The sequence below is a fragment of the Sinomonas cyclohexanicum genome (genome assembly GCF_020886775.1).
Classification (GTDB): Bacteria; Actinomycetota; Actinomycetes; order Actinomycetales; family Micrococcaceae; genus Sinomonas; species Sinomonas cyclohexanicum.
This window is the reverse complement of record NZ_AP024525.1, coordinates 3,879,489-3,895,499: the sequence shown is the minus strand read 5'-3', so window position 1 is coordinate 3,895,499 and position 16,011 is coordinate 3,879,489. Positions and strand designations below refer to the sequence as shown.

12 protein-coding genes are annotated in these 16,011 nt (G+C 71.8%); 9 read left to right on the top strand and 3 right to left on the bottom strand.

From position 1 onward, the window contains the following. Positions 1-3: 3 nt before the first annotated feature. From SCMU_RS18295 to SCMU_RS18275, 5 genes are all read left to right on the top strand, one after another. Positions 4-798 (top strand): DUF4194 domain-containing protein, encoded by a 795-nt coding sequence (locus SCMU_RS18295; RefSeq protein ID WP_443020348.1) that lies wholly within the window; start codon positions 4-6, stop codon positions 796-798. Beyond that, positions 795-4,289: an ATP-binding protein gene (locus SCMU_RS18290; protein ID WP_229230508.1), complete on the top strand. Its 3,495-nt coding sequence runs from the start codon at positions 795-797 to the stop codon at positions 4,287-4,289. Before SCMU_RS18295 ends, SCMU_RS18290 begins: the two co-directional genes overlap by 4 nt. A gap of 157 nt (positions 4,290-4,446) precedes the next feature. Then, entirely contained in the window at positions 4,447-5,760 is a 1,314-nt protein-coding gene (locus SCMU_RS18285; RefSeq protein WP_229230507.1) for an LCP family protein, read from the top strand. 98 nt (positions 5,761-5,858) lie between these two features. Next, complete coding sequence (locus tag SCMU_RS18280) at positions 5,859-6,710, top strand: SGNH/GDSL hydrolase family protein (RefSeq protein ID WP_229230506.1); 852 nt, start codon at positions 5,859-5,861, stop codon at positions 6,708-6,710. Between the two features lie 147 nt (positions 6,711-6,857). Then, positions 6,858-8,063 carry a multidrug effflux MFS transporter gene (locus SCMU_RS18275; protein WP_229230505.1) on the top strand — a complete coding sequence of 402 codons (1,206 nt, stop codon included), beginning with the start codon at positions 6,858-6,860 and terminating at the stop codon, positions 8,061-8,063. A 22-nt stretch (positions 8,064-8,085) separates the two neighbouring features. Here the strand turns inward: SCMU_RS18275 and SCMU_RS20800 are convergent, their stop codons facing one another. From SCMU_RS20800 to SCMU_RS21060, 3 genes are all read right to left on the bottom strand, one after another. Next, positions 8,086-8,679 carry a TetR/AcrR family transcriptional regulator gene (locus SCMU_RS20800; RefSeq protein ID WP_274602892.1) on the bottom strand — a complete coding sequence of 198 codons (594 nt, stop codon included), beginning with the start codon at positions 8,677-8,679 and terminating at the stop codon, positions 8,086-8,088. Further along, on the bottom strand, positions 8,676-10,580 hold the full coding sequence (locus tag SCMU_RS18260) for an MFS transporter (RefSeq protein WP_229230504.1): 1,905 nt from the start codon (positions 10,578-10,580) through the stop codon (positions 8,676-8,678). Before SCMU_RS18260 ends, SCMU_RS20800 begins: the two co-directional genes overlap by 4 nt. Positions 10,581-10,672: 92 nt before the next feature. Then, entirely contained in the window at positions 10,673-11,086 is a 414-nt protein-coding gene (locus SCMU_RS21060) for an antibiotic biosynthesis monooxygenase family protein (protein ID WP_371829610.1), read from the bottom strand. 138 nt (positions 11,087-11,224) lie between these two features. Here SCMU_RS21060 and SCMU_RS18250 point away from each other — a divergent pair, with 138 nt between their 5' ends. The 4 genes from SCMU_RS18250 to SCMU_RS18235 all read left to right on the top strand — a co-directional run bounded on the left by SCMU_RS18250 (position 11,225) and on the right by SCMU_RS18235 (position 16,007). Continuing rightward, a complete protein-coding gene (locus SCMU_RS18250; protein WP_229233083.1) occupies positions 11,225-11,998 on the top strand; it encodes a nuclease-related domain-containing protein in 774 nt (257 codons plus the stop codon). 190 nt (positions 11,999-12,188) lie between these two features. Then, positions 12,189-13,535 (top strand): ATP-binding protein, encoded by a 1,347-nt coding sequence (locus tag SCMU_RS18245; RefSeq protein WP_229230503.1) that lies wholly within the window; start codon positions 12,189-12,191, stop codon positions 13,533-13,535. Between the two features lie 72 nt (positions 13,536-13,607). After that, positions 13,608-14,702 carry an App1 family protein phosphatidate phosphatase gene (locus SCMU_RS18240; RefSeq protein WP_229230502.1) on the top strand — a complete coding sequence of 365 codons (1,095 nt, stop codon included), beginning with the start codon at positions 13,608-13,610 and terminating at the stop codon, positions 14,700-14,702. Between the two features lie 153 nt (positions 14,703-14,855). Next, the gene (locus SCMU_RS18235; RefSeq protein ID WP_229230501.1) at positions 14,856-16,007 is read left to right on the top strand and encodes a type III polyketide synthase; all 1,152 of its coding nucleotides are present in this window, start codon (positions 14,856-14,858) and stop codon (positions 16,005-16,007) included. Positions 16,008-16,011 lie beyond the last annotated feature (4 nt).

The window sequence follows — 16,011 nt, the reverse complement described above, 5'->3', positions numbered from 1 at the left end:
GAGATCGGGTCCCCTGACGCCGAGATCGGGGCCCCTGACGCCGAGATCGGGGCCTTCGCCCCCAGCGCCGCCCTCTACGACGGCGACACGGGCGTGCTTCCCCTCAAGGTCCGGCACGTCCTGGTCCGCCTCCTCAAGGGCCCGTATCTCGACGGCATCCGCGACGAGAAGGCCTGGACCACACTCCTTGACCATCAGGACGTGCTTCGCTCGCGGCTCTCCGAGCTCTTCCTTCGCCTCCAGATCGACCATGGGCGCAAGATCGCCGTCCTGCGCCCGGTGGATCCGGAGCTGCTGGGCACGGCGTCGCGCGCCACGGTCCTGCGGCAGCAGCGCACCCTCAGCCGCGTCGAGACGATCCTCCTTCTGCGGCTTCGCCTCCTGCTTGACCGGCACGTCACCGCCCAGACCGAGCCGACGGTCACGCTCGAGGAGCTCGCCGACGTCGTGGCCCATTACCAGCCAGCCGAAGAGCAGGACGCCCTCCGCGACACGGACACGGTGAACCGCGCCGTCGCGAAGCTCCAGGCCCGTCGCCTCCTCATCCCGACCGCCCTCGACGACGTCTACCTCATCTCCAACGCCCTCCCGCTTGCGCTCCCCTTCGAGAACATCGGCGACGTGACCCGACACCTCGAAGCCGTCGTCGCTGCGGGCCCGGAGCGGACCGGAGGCGCGCACGACGGCGCCCTGCCCGACGACGGCGGTCAGCTCGCCTCGGGCGTCGAGGAGGACAGATCCCCCGACCTCGGCGGGGAAGGACCAGAAGAACAGACCGAGGAGGAGGTCAACCCGTGAGCGTCGCGGCCATGCTCCCGCTGGGCACGGACATCAACCCCGGCCAGTACCGCCTGAGCCTCGTCCAGGTGGTCAACTGGGGAACGTTCCACGGATCCCACACGATGCACGTGGACCGGGCGGGCACCATGCTCACGGGCAACTCCGGCGTGGGGAAGTCCACGCTGTTCGACGCGATCGCCCGCGTGTTCGACGCCCGCCCGCGCTCCAACGAGGCGGCCGCGGCCCGCACGGGCACCTCCGAGGACCGCCGCACCACGTACACGTACATGCGCGGCAAGGTCGGCGACGTCGCGGTGGGTGAAGGACGGGCGAGCGCGTTCCAGCGCCCGGGGGCCACCTGGAGCGCCGTCGCGCTCACGTTCAGCAACGCCGCCGGCGCCGCGTACACCCTCTCGGCACTGTTCGACCTGCCCAAGAACGGCACCGAGTCGAGCCTGGGCCGGTTCTACCTCATCGACTCCGTCCCGCTGGACGTGCAGGCGGTCGAGGGCCTCACCGGCCAGGGAGAGAGCCGACGCTTCACGAAGTCGGCCCTCGAGGTGCTCTTCCCGGACGCCCAGGTGTTCGACGTCCACAAGACGTTCGCCGAGCGGTTCCGCCGTCTCCTGGGCATCTCGAGCGACCAGGCCCTCCCGCTCCTGCGCGTCATCCAGTCGGGCAAGGGCCTCGGCGGGAGCGTCAACAGCTTCTTCCGCGACCAGGTCCTCGACGCGCCCGCCACGCTCGCCGCCGCGGACGAGGTGGTCGAGGAGTTCTCCAACCTCATGTCCATCCGCGGCCGGCTCGAGGACGTGCGCCTCCAGCGCGACCAGCTGGCCCCCGTCCCCGCCCTCAACCAGGAGTACGAGGCCGCCCAGGCCGAGGCCGCGCGCCTGCGGGACCTCGCCGACGAGCCGTTCGACGCCGTGCGCCAGGCCCACAGCGTGGCCGTCCAGGAGCGGCTCATCACCGGGATCCGGACGCGGGCGCAGGCCAAGGCCAAGGAACTCTCCGCCGAGCGCCACCGCCGCGAGGCCCTCGCCGCCGAGCTGCGCTCCCTCGAGGCCGAGTACAACAACGCCGGCGGAAACCAGATCTCCACGCTCGAGCAGGCCCGCGACAACGCGGCCGTTGGCCTGCGACTGCGCCGCGAGGTGGAGGCCGCCGCGAAGGCGGGGATGCACGACGCCGGCCTTGACCTCCCGCTCTCGGCCGAGGGCTGGGCGGCCGCTCGCCGGCAGGCCGTCGAGGCTCTCGCGCGGCTCGAGGGCGGCGCGGAGGCCCTCAGGGAGGCGCGCTTCGGTGCGTTCGAGGCCCAGGCGACCGCGAAGCGCGAGCTCGCCGAGGCCCGCACGGAGCTCGCGGCCATGTCGGCCAGCAAGAGCCTCCTGCCCCAGCATGCCCTGTCCAACCGCGCTGCCATCGCCGGGGCGCTGGGTGTGGGGGAGGATGAGCTGCCCTACGCCGGCGAGCTGATCGACCTCGCGGAGGGCCACGAGGCCTGGCGTGCCGCGGCGGAGCGGGCCCTGCGCCCGCTCGCCACGACGCTCCTCGTCCCCGGACGGCATTTCGCGGCGGTGACCCGCTGGCTCGATGCGAATCCCGTGCGGGGGGCACTGCGCGCCGTCGACCTCTCCTCCCGCGTCCCCGGCGCGGAGCTCGCCCTCGAATCGGTGGGTGGGCGGGACCTCCTGACCAAGCTGGACATCCTCGACTCCGGCGAGCACGCCGAGGCGGGTGCGTACGTGCGGGAGCGGATCGCCGTCGACTTCGCGTACAGGTGCGTCGAGGACCCTGACGAGCTCGCCGGGCTCGAGCGAGGCCTGAGCCTCGGCGGCGTGGTGAAGCGCGGCCGAGGTACGGTCGAGAAGGACGACCGCTTCGCGGCCCGCGCCGACTTCGTCCTCGGCTTCGACAACGCCTCCAAGGTCGAGCTCGTCGCCGCCCGGGTGCTCGAGCTCGAGGCCGCTCTGGCACGCGCCGCCGAGGCCGCCCAGGCGAGTGAGGACTCGCACCAGGACCACGGCCGCCGGGTCGAGGCGCTGCGCCGGGTTGCCGGCGACGAGCGGGCCTGGGAGGACGTCTCCACCGAGGCCGCCGCCCAGGAGCTCGCCCGCATCGAGAAGCGACTCGAGGACGCCCTCGCCGCGCAGACCGACCTCGAGCCGCTGCGCGCGAAGGTCGAGGCCGTCCGCGCGGACCACCAGGCCTCCACCGAGGCCGCGGCCGTGCTGCAGAGCGAGTACCGCCAACTTGACTCCCAGCTCGCCAGCGCCGACCGGCTCCTCGAGGCCGCGCGGACCCTGCTGGCGGACGCGCCGCCGTCGGCCGCCGCGACCGGCACGCTCGCTCCGCTGTTCGCCGAATTCGGCCAGCCCGAGGACCAGTCCGACCTCGAGCGGATCGCCGCCGAGGTCCACGCACGCCTCGCCTCCCGCGTCCACGCTGCGGAGAGCCGCGGGCAGGCCGCCGCCGAGCGGCTGACCCGCATCTTCGAGCAGTTCCAGCGCGACTGGGGCTCCGTCGTCTCGGCCGACCACGGCACCTCGATCGGCGCCGCGGCCGCGTTCGAGGCCCGCTACCACCAGATCGTCTCCGAGGGCCTGCCGGCACAGGAGGCGCAGTTCCGGGAGTTCTTCGCGCAGCGCACGCACGAGTCGTTCTCCACGCTCCTGCACCTGCTCGACGAGGAGCGCCGCGGCATCGCCGCCCGCATCCTGCCGCTGAACTCGATCCTCGCCGGCGTCGACTTCCACGACGGCTCGTACCTCGAGCTCGACATCCGGCAAACCGTCCCGGCGTCCGCGAAGCAGTTCAAGGAGGCGATCGTCTCGGCGCTCAGGGCGCGCCACGCGCCGTCGTCGGGGAAGGGGGCGCCCGGCGGGGGCAGCTCACCCGCCGCTGCCGGGGCGAAGCACGACGACGACCAGCTCACCATCCGCTACAAGACCCTCGAGGCGCTCGTGAAGCGGCTGGCGTCGCAGACGCCCGAGGACCGGCGGTGGCGGGCCGAGGTCTTGGACACGCGCACGCACGTGTTCATCTCGTGCAAGGAGCACCGGGTGTCGCGAGACACCACGAACGGCACGCCGGACGGCCCGCGGGACGAGGTGTTCGTGCACGCGGACACCGGGAGCATGTCCGGCGGCGAGCGGCAGCGCTTCACGGCGTTCATCATGGCTGCGGCGCTGAGCTACCAGCTCGGGATCGCCGAGCAGGGGTTCACGAGCTACGGGACCGTGATGATGGACGAGGCGTTCGTGCTTGCGTCCGAGGAATTCGCCGGCCAGGGCATCGGGGCGCTGCACGAGTTCGGATTCCAGCTGCTGCTCGCGGCGCCCGAGAACGTCATCGACCTCTCGCGCTACCTCGGTTCCGTGACGGAGATCCTGCGGGACAAGCGGACCAACCGGTCGGGCCTCATCGAGACGCCGGCAGGAAACGATGGACGCAGCGATCCGGGGGGCCCGCGGTCACAGGCGAACCCCGTGGACATCGTGCTTCGCTGATGCGCAGGGCCGCGGGCCTCGGCCGTCAAGGCCGTCGCCTGCGTGGCCCGCCGGTCAGGGCGTCGCTCAGGCAGTGTCCAGCAAGCTCGGAGACTGGCTGGCTAGGGTGGGCCAGCGCGCCCTCCGGGGCGCCCCAACCACTCGGGAGGTACGCCGTATGCGCAGGTCTGACGACGCCCCCTATCGCAACCTGTACCAGAAGTCCCTCGCCTATGACCGGCGCTGGATCTACAGACGACGGCGCGTGGCCGTCTTCGCGGGGGTCGTCGCCGTCGCGCTCGTGCTCGGCGCCGGGATCTGGGCCGCCGCGACCTACTTCGGGTTCGAGAACGGGATCCGCCGGTCCCAGGCCCTCGAGGGCGGCGCGGGCCTCGACCAGGACGTCAACATCCTCCTCATGGGCCTCGACAGCCGCCTCGACGAGAACGGGAAGCCGCTGAGCCAGGAGGAGTACGACGCCCTGCACTCCGGCTCGGCGAATGACGGCGGGTACAACAGCAACGTCCTCATGGTGCTGCACGTGCCGAAGGACGGCAGCCAGGCGACGATCATCTCCATCCCGCGTGACGACTACGTTGACCTTGCGGGCGCCCCGGACGGCGTGAAGCAGGGCAAGGTCAAGCAGGCCTACGGGTACGCCATGGACCAGTCCATGCGGGAACTCACCGCGAACCCGGGCGGCAAGAGCCAGGACCAGATCTATCAGGAGGCCCGGGACGCAGGCCGCAAGGCCGAGATCAAGACGGTCGAGGACTTCCTAAACATCAAGATCGACCACTTCGTCGAGGTGACCATGGCCGCGTTCCTCTCCGTCGCGAAGGCCGTCGCGCCGATCACGGTGTGCCTCCAGGAGGCCACGAAGGACACGTACTCCGGCGCCGACTTCAAGGCCGGCGTGCAGCAGATCGACGCCCAGCAGGCCGTCGCGTTCGTGCGGCAGCGGCGCGATACCTCCGGCTCGGGGGTGTCCCTGACCGACCTCGACCGTGCCCGGCGCCAGCAGGCGTTCATCTCCTCGCTTGCCACGCAGCTCAAGCAGCGCGGCACGATCACGGACGTCGGGAAGGTCACGGGCATCCTCGACGCGCTCAAGGGCAAGATGGCAGTGGACCAGGGCCTGAACCTCATCGACTTCGGGCTCAAGGCGAAGCAGCTCTCGGACAACAAGATGAAGTTCGTCACCTTGCCGATCGTCGGGTTCGGCTGGTCCGATACGGGCGAGTCCGTGAACATCGTGGACAAGGCCGCGGTCCAGTCCCAGGTCGCGGACCTGCTCAACCCCAAGCCGGCGCAGTCCGCCCCGCAGACCGCTGCGCCGCAGTCGTCCGACGCCGCTGCGCCCGCCCAGCCGGCGCCCGCCCAGTCGCAGCAGGCCGCGCCGCAGCAGGCATCACCCTCGCCGTCGGCGACATTCAACGCCGGCGACTGGTCCGACGCGCTCCTCGGCGGAGGGGTCCCGTGCGTCAAGTGAGGTGGCCACACAACCGGTGAGGCACGGCCGCAGCTCTCGTTGCCTGCCGTTCACCGGGAGGTCGGCTGCTGGTGGCCTCCCGTCTCTAGGCTTCCGGCGTGGCCTCTAGCGTTCGACCGCCTCGGAGGCGGTTCGTCGCCCTGGGCGACTCCTTCACCGAGGGCGTCGGGGACATGAACCCGATGCTCCCCAACGGCGTGCGCGGGTGGGCGGACCGGGTCGCGGAGAAGCTCGCGAAGACGGAGAAGGGGTGGGAGTACGCCAACCTCGCCGTCCGGTCGAAGCGTCTGCGCCACATCGTGGCAGACCAGCTCGAACCCGCCCTCGCCATGGAGCCCACCCTGGTCACCCTCTACGCGGGGGGCAACGACATCCTCGACCTCGGCACCGACATGGACCAGCTCCTCCAGGAGTACGAGGCACTGGTCCGCGCGCTCGCTGGCACGGGGGCCACGCTCGTGCTGTTCACCGGCTACGACGTGCGGGTCAACCCCCTCCTGGAGCCCCTCAGGCACCGCAACTGGCAGTACAACGAGCGCGTCCGCAGGCTGGCGCGCGAGCTCGACGCCGTCCTCGTGGACTACTGGTGCTTCGATGAGTATGCCGACCGGCGCATGTGGGACTCCGACCGGCTCCACATGTCCAAGGCCGGGCACAAGTTCCTGGCCCGCCGCATCCTCGACCAGCTCGGCTACCCGCAGAGCCTCAAGCCGCGGGACCGGGAGGCACCCACACGGCGGAACCCGCGCGAGTGGCTCGCAGCCCAGCGCGCGTGGCTGGGCGACTGGGTCGTGCCGCTGATCGGGCGCAAGATCCGTGGCGTCACGCTCGGCGACCAGCTCCTGCCCCGATGGCCGGACCCGGTGAAGGTCCCCCGCAAGGGAGGCCTGCGGCGCTACGTCGAAGATCACCCCGAGGCCCTCGCGAACACCCCGGACTGGGCGCGGTAGCCTGCACGAGGCCCCACGGTGGGCGCCGTGGTGGGCACCGTGGTGGGCGCAGCGGAGGGCGGGGTAACGCGGGAGCCGCCGCGCGGCGTCGTGCGTGATGACGCCGTAGGCTTGGCAGGTGCCTGACGCCTCAACCACGCTTCCGCCATGCCCCTGCGCCCGCTGAACGGCCACGGGGGCGTCAGGGCGCCGTGGCTCCTGGTGCTCTCATTCCTGTCGATGACCGCCCCGCTCGCCACGGACCTGTACCTGCCGAGCTTCCCGCGCGTGCAGCAGGAGTTCGCGGCGACGGCCTCCGGGGTGCAGCTCACGCTCACCGGGTTCCTCCTCGGCATGGCGGCGGGGCAGCTCGCGTTCGGGTCGATCTCGGACAAGTTCGGGCGCATGAAGCCGCTCCTCGTCGGCAACGCTGGCGCGATCCTCGCCTCCGTGGTGGCGGCGCTCGCGCCGAACCTCGAGGTGCTCATCGGGGCCCGCCTGGTCCAGGGGATCTGCGGCGCTGCGGGGATCGTGATCGCCCGGGCCATCATCGTGGACCTCACCCACGGCTCGGAGACCCCCCGCACTCTCAGCCTGCTCATGACCGTCAACGGCGTGGCGCCCGCGGTCGCGCCGTCGATCGGCGCCCTGCTCGAGGACCCCATCGGCTGGCGTGGCATCATGTGGACCCTGGCGGCGCTGTTCGCGCTCATGATGCTCAGCGTCTCATTCGTGGTGCGGGAGACCCTGCCGCCCGAGAAGCGCGGCGGGCACGGGATCGTCGGCGGGTTCGCCCAGCTGTTCAAGGTGCCCCGCTACCTCGGGTACGCGGCCCTGTTCGCGACCGCGTTCGCGGCCATGATGAGCTACATCCCGGCCTCGCCGTTCGTGTACCAGGTGGTGATGGGCCTGCCGCCGATCGCGTACGGCGCGCTGTTCGGGCTCAACGCCGCGGGGCTCATCATCGCCGGGTACATCTCCTCGCGCCTGGTCAGGCGGATCCCACCGGAGCGGATCGTCGGGGTCGCCGCGCCGCTGCTGCTCGTGTTCTGCCTGCTCACCCTCGTCCTCGCGCTCGCGCCCGGGCCACGGTGGGTCCTCGCCGTCCCGATCTGGTGTGCGGTCACGAGCGTGGGATTCATCATGGGCAACGCCTCGGCCCTCGCGCTCGGGGCCGTACGGCACGTCTCCGGGAGCGGCTCGGCGCTGCTCGGCGCCGCGCAGTTCGTCTTCGGGGCCATCGTCTCGCCGCTGTCCGGGCTCGCGGGGGAGCACACGGCCGTGCCCATGGCCGTGGTCATGACCGTCGCGGCCGGCGTCGCCGCGGCGCTCGCCCTGGCCCTCCGCAGCCGCCGGCCCGCCCAGGTGGCCTGACGGCCACGCGCCTGGCATCCCGCTAGCCGCAGGCGTCGATCTCCTCCTGGACCTTGCGCCCGTAGTGCCTCACGACGTCGTCGAACGCCCAGCGCGGTGCGAGGAGGTCCATGGTCCGGACCGCCTCCGCGAGCCCGAACATGAGCGCGCACACGACGGCGGCGTGTCGCCTCCCTGGGGTCGTGTCGCCGATGAGCTCGGCGGACCACCGGAGCACGTCGGCGCTCGCCTCCTCGCGCGCGGCGGCGGCGTCGGGGGCCTCCCGGACGTTGCGGGTGATGGCGAGCCACGGCTCGGGCAGCCCGCGCTCGCCCCGCATGAGCACGCGGAACACGAGCGCCTCCCCGAGCTCGGCCCGGGGCACGCGCAGCTCGTGCGTGAGCGGATCCTCGGGCTTGGTCTGGGCGAAGAGGCCCTCCTTGGAGCCGAAGTGCTTGATGACCAGGGCCGGCGAGCACGACGCCGCCGCGGCAATGTCCCGCACCGTCACGGCGCGGTAGCCGCGCTCGGCGAACAGGGTCCGGGCAGCGTCCAGGATGGCGTCGCGTGCGCTGTGTTGGCCGGGCTCCCGGTGCTGGCTCGGCTCTCGGTGCTGGCCGGGGTCGCCCGCGTTCACGCCGTCACCCAGTCGAGCTGCTGGGACCGGGTCTCGACGTTGACCTTGCGGGCCTGGGCCTGCTCTGTCGTGGGGTCGAGGAGGCTCACGACGTACCGTCCCGCGGGCGGGAGCCTGAGCCGGTAGGCGCCGTCGTCGTCCGTGTGGGCCGTGCCCTCGAAGACCCCGTCCCAGCCCACCACGGACAGGACGGCGCCGCGTACGGGCGAGCCCCCGGCGTCGTGCACCACCCCGTGGAGCGCCTGCTCCTCGCCGAGCGACAGCTCGTGCGCGACCTCAGGCTCCAGCCGGATCACCTGCGCCGACGGCGCCCACCCCGGCGCCGTCGCGACGGCGAGGTAGGTGCCCGCGGCGGGCACCGCGACCGAGAACGCCCCGTCCGTGTCGACGCGCGCCCAGTCCATCGGCTCGCCGTCGAGGGTCAGGATGGAGACGAGGCCGCGGCTCGCGGGGGCCTCCGCGCCGGTGCGGAGCATGCCGCGCACGACGACGTCCCCTCCTTCGCGGGCGGCGTGGGTTGCCGCTGGGGCCGGCTTGGGGACGAACCACACGAGGCAGATCGAGCCGAGGGCGGCGATGCAGGCCATCCAGTACACGCCGTGGAACGCCTCGACCGCGGGGAGTCTGACCCCGCCGACCTCCATCGTGACGTTGGCGAGGAACGCGGCCACCGCCGCGCTCGAGGAGGAGGTCCCGACCGCGCGCAGGAGCGTGTTGAGTCCGTTGGCCGCCGCGGTCTCGGTCACGGGGACGGAGCCCATGATGAGGGTCGGCATGGGCGCGTACGCGATAGCGGTGCCGATGCTCACGATCGTCGCTCCGATCGCGATCTCGAGCACCGAGTTCGAGAAGAACACGCGGACCACGTAGCTCGCGGCGAGGATCGCGGCGCCGATCATCAGGGTCAGGCGTCCGCCGAGGCGGTTGATCATGACGCCCGAGACCGGCGCGAAGAGCGCCATGACGAGCCCCGACGGGATCAGGACGAGGCCGGCTTGGAGGACCGTGAGGCCGAACCCGTAGCCGGTCGCGGCGGGGAACTGGAGCTGCTGCGCGGCGAGGAGGAGGTTCGCGAACATGGAGAACCCCACGAGGATGGATGCGAGGTTGGTCAGCAGGACCGGGCGGCGGGCGGACGTGCGCAGGTCCACCATGGGGGCGCCGATCCTCAGCTCGTACGGGAACCAGACGGCGAGGAGGGCGGCGGCGCCGATGAACAGGGCCCACACCCCGGGACTGCCCCAGCCCCACGAGCCGCCCTTCGTCACGGCGATCAGGAGCGCCGTGAGTGCCGCGGAGAGGAGCGCAGCGCCGACCAGGTCGAAGCGTCCGGGCGTCTTGACCCGGGACTCCGGGATGAAGGCGGCGATCGCGGCGAACATCGCGGCGCCCGCGGCGGCCGCGATCCAGAAGATGCTGTGCCAGCCGAGGTTGTCGAAGATGACGCCCGCGAGCGGCATCCCAAGAGCGCCGCCGATGCCGAGGGTCGCGCTCATGAGGGCGACGGCGCTGCCCACCTTCTTGGGCGGGAGCTCGTCCCGCATGATGCTGATGCCCACGGGGATGAGCGCCGTCGAGAAGCCCTGGAGCGCTCGCCCGACGACGACCCACCCGAAGCCCAGCCCGATCCCCGCGACGATGGACCCGCCGATCATTACGCCGAGGCACACCAGCATCATGAGCTTCTTGCCGAACATGTCTGCGAGCTTGGACACGATCGGCGTCGCGACCGCGGAGACCAGCAGGGTCGCGGTCACGAGCCATGAGGCGTCGTCGGAGGAGACGCCCAGGATCTTGGGGAAATCGGGCAGCAGCGGGACGACGAGCGTCTGCTGCAGCGCCACGAGTGTGCCGGACAGGGACAGGACGAGGGTCAGGAGCCAGGAGGGGCGGGTTCTCACCTGTCAAGTAAACACGCGTTCACCCTCGAAGTAAACGCGTGTTCACCGGGCCTCGCTGCGGGCGCGCCGCGGTGAGGGCGGGGAGCGGCGCCCTACTGGCCCAGATCGGCGGGGGTGAAGCTCCACAGCTCGGCGGAGACGCCCACGGGGCGCTGTGCGCCGGCAGGCGAGTGGCCGCCGTCCGCCGCAGCGGCGCCGTGGTTCGTGGTGCCGCCGTCCGCCGCAGCGGCGCCCTCGGCACCCGCACCAGCAGCGTCCGCGGCCCCGCCATGCCGCCCGTGGCCCTGGCCGAATGAGGCCGAGTTCCGCCACGCCTCGAAGCTCTCCTCATCGGCCCAGCGGGTCACGACGAGCCAGACGTTGCGTCCGTCGGTGGGCTGCAGCAGCTCGAAGCCCTCGAACCCCGGGACGCCGTCCACGGCGCCGGCGCGGGCGGCGAAGCGGCGGGCGAGCTCGTCGCCGGAGTCGGCGGGGACGGTGATGGCGTTGATCTTCACAATGCTCATGCGCCGATCCTCGCAGGTCACACTGGCCGCCGCCTGAACATGACGCCGCAGTCTGGCGCCTCACCTGACGGGCTACGCTGGTCCGGGACCGCGTCATGGGGGCGCGGCGGCACGGCGAAGGGGACCACCGTGGATTTCATGACCGGCCCGCTGAGGTCACGCGTCGCGGGTCAGGCCGTCATGGTTGAGACGCTGCGGCTCCAGTCCGGTACGCCCCGCCGGCGCGGGCTCGCCCGGCTGTTCGGCGCGAACCCGCTCGCCCCCGAGGCCCGCAGCTGGTACTCCGGCGCGGTGGGGGAGATGCGCGTGGCCCGCGCCCTGGCCAAGCTGGGCCCCGAGTGGCACGTGCTCCACTCGATCCCCGTGGGCACGCGTGGCGCGGACATCGACCACCTCGTGATCGGCCCCGGCGGCGTCTTCACGCTCAACACGAAGAACCATGCGGGCAAGGACGTCTGGGTGGCCGGCAGCGTGGTCATGGTCAACGGCCAGCACCAGCGGTACCTGCGCAATTCCGCGCACGAGGCCTCCCGTGCCGCGAAGCACCTCAGCGCCGCGGCGGGTCGGGATGTTCCGGTGCGGGCCGCCGTCGTGCTCGTTGCGCCGCGCAAGGTGACGATCCGGCGGTTCGCCGAGGGTGCGGCCGTGGTCACAGACGGACAGCTGCGCCGCTGGCTCACCAAACAGGCGAAGACCCTTGAGCCGCACGACGCCGACCGGCTGGCCGCCGTCGCCGCGGAACCCGCCACGTGGGGTCACCAGCAGGCGCCCGCCGAGGACCCTTCCGCGACGAGGATGTCCTTCGGCGCGCTGCACACCGCGGTGGTGCGGGCGCACGGGCGCCGCCTCGCGTGGGCCGCAGGAGGTGCCCTCACGCTCATCGGGACCGCCGTCGGGGCGTGGCTGAGGTAGGACCCGTGCGGTTCTGCTCACCGTCGCGCGGGGCGGGCCCGCGCGACGCCGTCGTTTCGCGCCTGCCGGCCGGTCAAGCGGCCGAGTCTGAGCAGAATCGCGCAACGCCCATGCCACGTGCGCCTCGCTAGACTCGGCGCAGCACACCACACACCAAACGCGGCACGCCGCGATGCGAAGGAGCACGCCGATGACCACTTGGCGGATCAGGGATTTCCACCCGTCGGACCTGGACGGGATCCTGCACCTGTGGACCGCCATGACGGACTCGGGGATCGAGCCGGTGTACTCGCTGTCCGAGGTGCTCGCGAGCTGCCAGAAGGACGTGGCCGTCGTGGCGCTGCACGGCGACGACGTGGTGGGCGCCGCGGTGGGCCGGGCGGCGCATGAGCAGGGGTGGATCGTGTTCGTGGCGACCCTGCCGGAGTGGCGCTCGCGCGGGATCGGCACGGCGCTGCTCGCGGCCCTCGAGAACCGGATGGCGCCCCTGGGCCTCACGAAGCTCTCGGCCATCATGCCGGACACGGAGACGCGCGTCGACGCCTTCACGGCGCGCGGCTTCAAGGACGTGCAGAACCTGCGCTTCTTCGAACGCCAGATCCCGGTCCAGCGCACCGAGCTCGAGCCGCTCGCCCAGCTGGGCGGCCGGGTGCTGCCCCGGGACCTGTGGGACAGGGTGGCGGGCATGAAGCGCGAGAAGCAGCTGCTCGAGCGCCGGCTCGTCCTGCCGCTCGCCGAGGCAGAGCTCGCGGACGAGTTCGGGGTGGTGCCGCCGCGCGCCGTCGTGCTGTTCGGCCCGCCCGGGACCGGCAAGACGACGTTCGCCAAGGCGATTGCCTCGCGGCTCGAGTGGCCGTTCGTGGAGGTGTTCCCGTCCCGCCTGGCCGGGGACGCGGAGGGCCTCGCGGGCGCGCTGCGCCGGACGTTCACGGAGATCGCCGAGCTCGAGCACGCGGTCGTGTTCCTCGATGAGGTCGAGGAGATCGCCTCGCACCGCGCCGGCGACCCGCCGAGCCCCAACCAGGGCGTCACGAACGAGCTGCTCAAGATCATCCCCGCGTTCCGCGAGCAGTCGGGCAGGCTCCTTGTGTGCGCGACGAACTTCATCCGTGCCCTCGACTCGGCGTTCCTGCGGCACGGCCGCTTCGACTACGTCATCCCGATCGGGCTCCCGGACGCCGAGGCCCGCCGGTCCATGTGGGAGCGGTTCATCCCCGAGGCCGTGCTGCCAGAGGTCGACGTGGAGGAGCTCGTGGCACGCACAGAGGGCTTCTCGCCGGCGGACATCGAGTTCGCAGCGCGTTCCGCGTCGCAGCGCGCGCTCGAGAAGGCGGTGTACACCGGGGATGCGGCCGCGACAGACACGGCGCACGACGGCGGGTCCCCGGCCGCCGCCAGACGCTCCGCCGAGAGCCCTGCCCGCCGCGGGCCCACCACGGAGGACTACCTCGAGGCGATCGGCGAGACGAAGACGACCGTGAGCGACGAGGTCGCGGCGGCGTTCCTCGAGGACATCGAGGAGCTCGCCAGGGCCTGACGTGGCAGCAACCTGTGACTCGGCTGTGCCGCCGATGTGATCTGCCCCCTCTCGGCGTGGGAGAGTTGTCCCATGACCGCGCAGTACCTCAGGACCGTCGAGAGCACTGAGCATCCCGACACCGCGGGCACGTGCAGCCCGGCTTCCCCGCGCCTCAAGCCGCTGTTCCGGGTGGCCCAACGCGTCGCGCAGGGCTGGAACGACCTCCGGACCCGGCAGGCCAAGCGCGGCGACTACGTGGCGCAGGTGGTCGCGTACCAGGGATACGGCTCCACGACGCGGGTGCGCGTGCTGGGCCGGGTCCTGTACTCGCGCCCCGGCCTCCACGGTGCGGCGGATGCGTTCAACAACTTCCGCGGCTGGGTGTCCTTCACGTCCGTGCCGATCCAGCACGCCGAGGTGACGGTCGAGATCGGGGCGAGCCGCGCCGTCGTCCATGCGGACGGCGGCGGCGTCGTGGACGCACTCGTGGACGTGGAGCTGGAGCCCGGATGGCACGAGGTGCGGATGAGTGCCGAGGGTGCCGAGCCGTCGACGGCGCGGGTGCGGATCGTGGAGCCCGGAGCGCGGTTCGGGATCGTGTCCGACATCGACGACACCGTCATGGTCACCGCCCTGCCGCGCCCATTCCTCGCGCTGTGGAACACGTTCGTGCTGAGCGAGCGGGCGCGCACGCCCACGCCGGGGATGTCGGTGCTGCTCGATAGGCTCTCGGCGGAGCATCCGGAGGCGCCGGTCGTATACCTTTCGACCGGGCCGTGGAACGCCGCGCCGACGCTGCAGCGCTTCCTGGGCCGCAACCTGTACCCGTCCGGGCCGCTGCTGCTGACGGACTGGGGCATGACGCCGGAGCGTTGGTTCCGCTCGGGCCGGGAGCACAAGCAGGAGAACCTGGCCCGGCTCTCGGCCGAGTTCCCGGGCATCCGCTGGCTCCTCATCGGGGACAACGGCCAGCATGACGAGTCGATCTACGCCGAGTTCGCCGCCGAGCACCCCGAGTCCGTCGGCGCCGTGGCGATCCGGCAGCTCTCGCCGGGACAGGCGGTGTTCTCAGGCGGCACCACGCACGACGGCGACTCGGCCACCCCCCGCTCGGACGTCCCCTGGGCCTCGGCCCCGGACGGGGCGGGCCTGGCGGCTCAGCTCGAGAAGGCGGGGATCCTCTAACCCCCTTCTTCTGGGGGGCATCTCCTGGGAGTCAGCTTCTGGAGGTCATCTCCCGCGGGTCCGCTCCGAAGCCGAGGCGCCGTCACGGCAGTGATGGTGAACGCACTGCCCCGCCCCTTGATTCGCCACCCGGTTTCGGGGGAAGAATGGCCCATGGCTGTCCTCGTGAGGTCCCTCGAAACCTCTGTCCCCACCACCGTGCTCAAGCAGCCCGAGGCCCGGGACGTGTTCGCCGCGCAGGAGGGGCTGACCCGGTTGGGCCAGCGCCTCGTCAAGACGTGCTTCGACGCCGCGGCGATCGATACCCGCTACTCGGCCGTCGCCGAGTTCTCGTGGGACCGCCCCGACCACAGCCCCGACTTCTTCGACTCCTCCACGGGTACCCTGCTGACCCCGAGCACCAAGACGCGCAACGACCTGTTTGCGCGCGAGGGCACTCCACTGTTCACCCAGACCGCTCGCCGCGCGCTCGAGGGCGCCGACGGCATCGCCGCCGAGGACGTCACCCACGTGGTGACCGTGTCCTGTACGGGCTTCTTCAACCCCGGGCCGGACTACCGGATCGTCCGGGAACTCGGCCTGAACCCGTCGGTTCAGCGCTTCCACCTCGGCTTCATGGGCTGCTACGCGGCCTTCCCCGCCCTGCGGATGGCCAAGGCGTTCTGCGACGCCGACCCGAACGCCGTGGTGCTGGTTGCGATTGTCGAGTTGTGCTCGCTGCACGTGCGCAGTTCCAACGACCCGGACACGATCCTGGGCGCGTCCCTCTTCGCCGACGGCGCGGCGGCCGCCATCGTGACCGCGAGGGACCTCCCCGTGACCCGCCCGTCCCTGAGCCTCGACGCCTTCGAAACCACTCTCACCCCCGTCGGCGAGGAGACCATGGCCTGGAATGTTGGCGACCACGGCTTCGAGATGGTCCTCGGCACGTACGTCCCGCACATCATCGACGACCACATCACCGGCGCCCTCGAGCCTCTGCTCGCCCGGGATGCCGCTCTGGCCGGCCGCCCGCACGCGGACATCGAGCACTGGGCCATCCATCCGGGCGGACGCAGCATCGTGGACAAGGTCGCCGCGCGGCTCGCCCTCACGGACGCGCAGGCCGCCCCCGCCTACGACACCCTGCGCGAGTTCGGCAACATGTCCAGCGCGACGGTCATGTTCGTCCTCGAGCGGATCCTCGGCCTCCCCGTGGCGGAAGCGCACGACGGCGCTGGGCCGGGCGCCGAGCGCATCTGCGCCATGGCATTCGGGCCGGGACTCACGGTCGAGACGGCCCTCATGACCCGCGTGCTCCCCTGAGGCG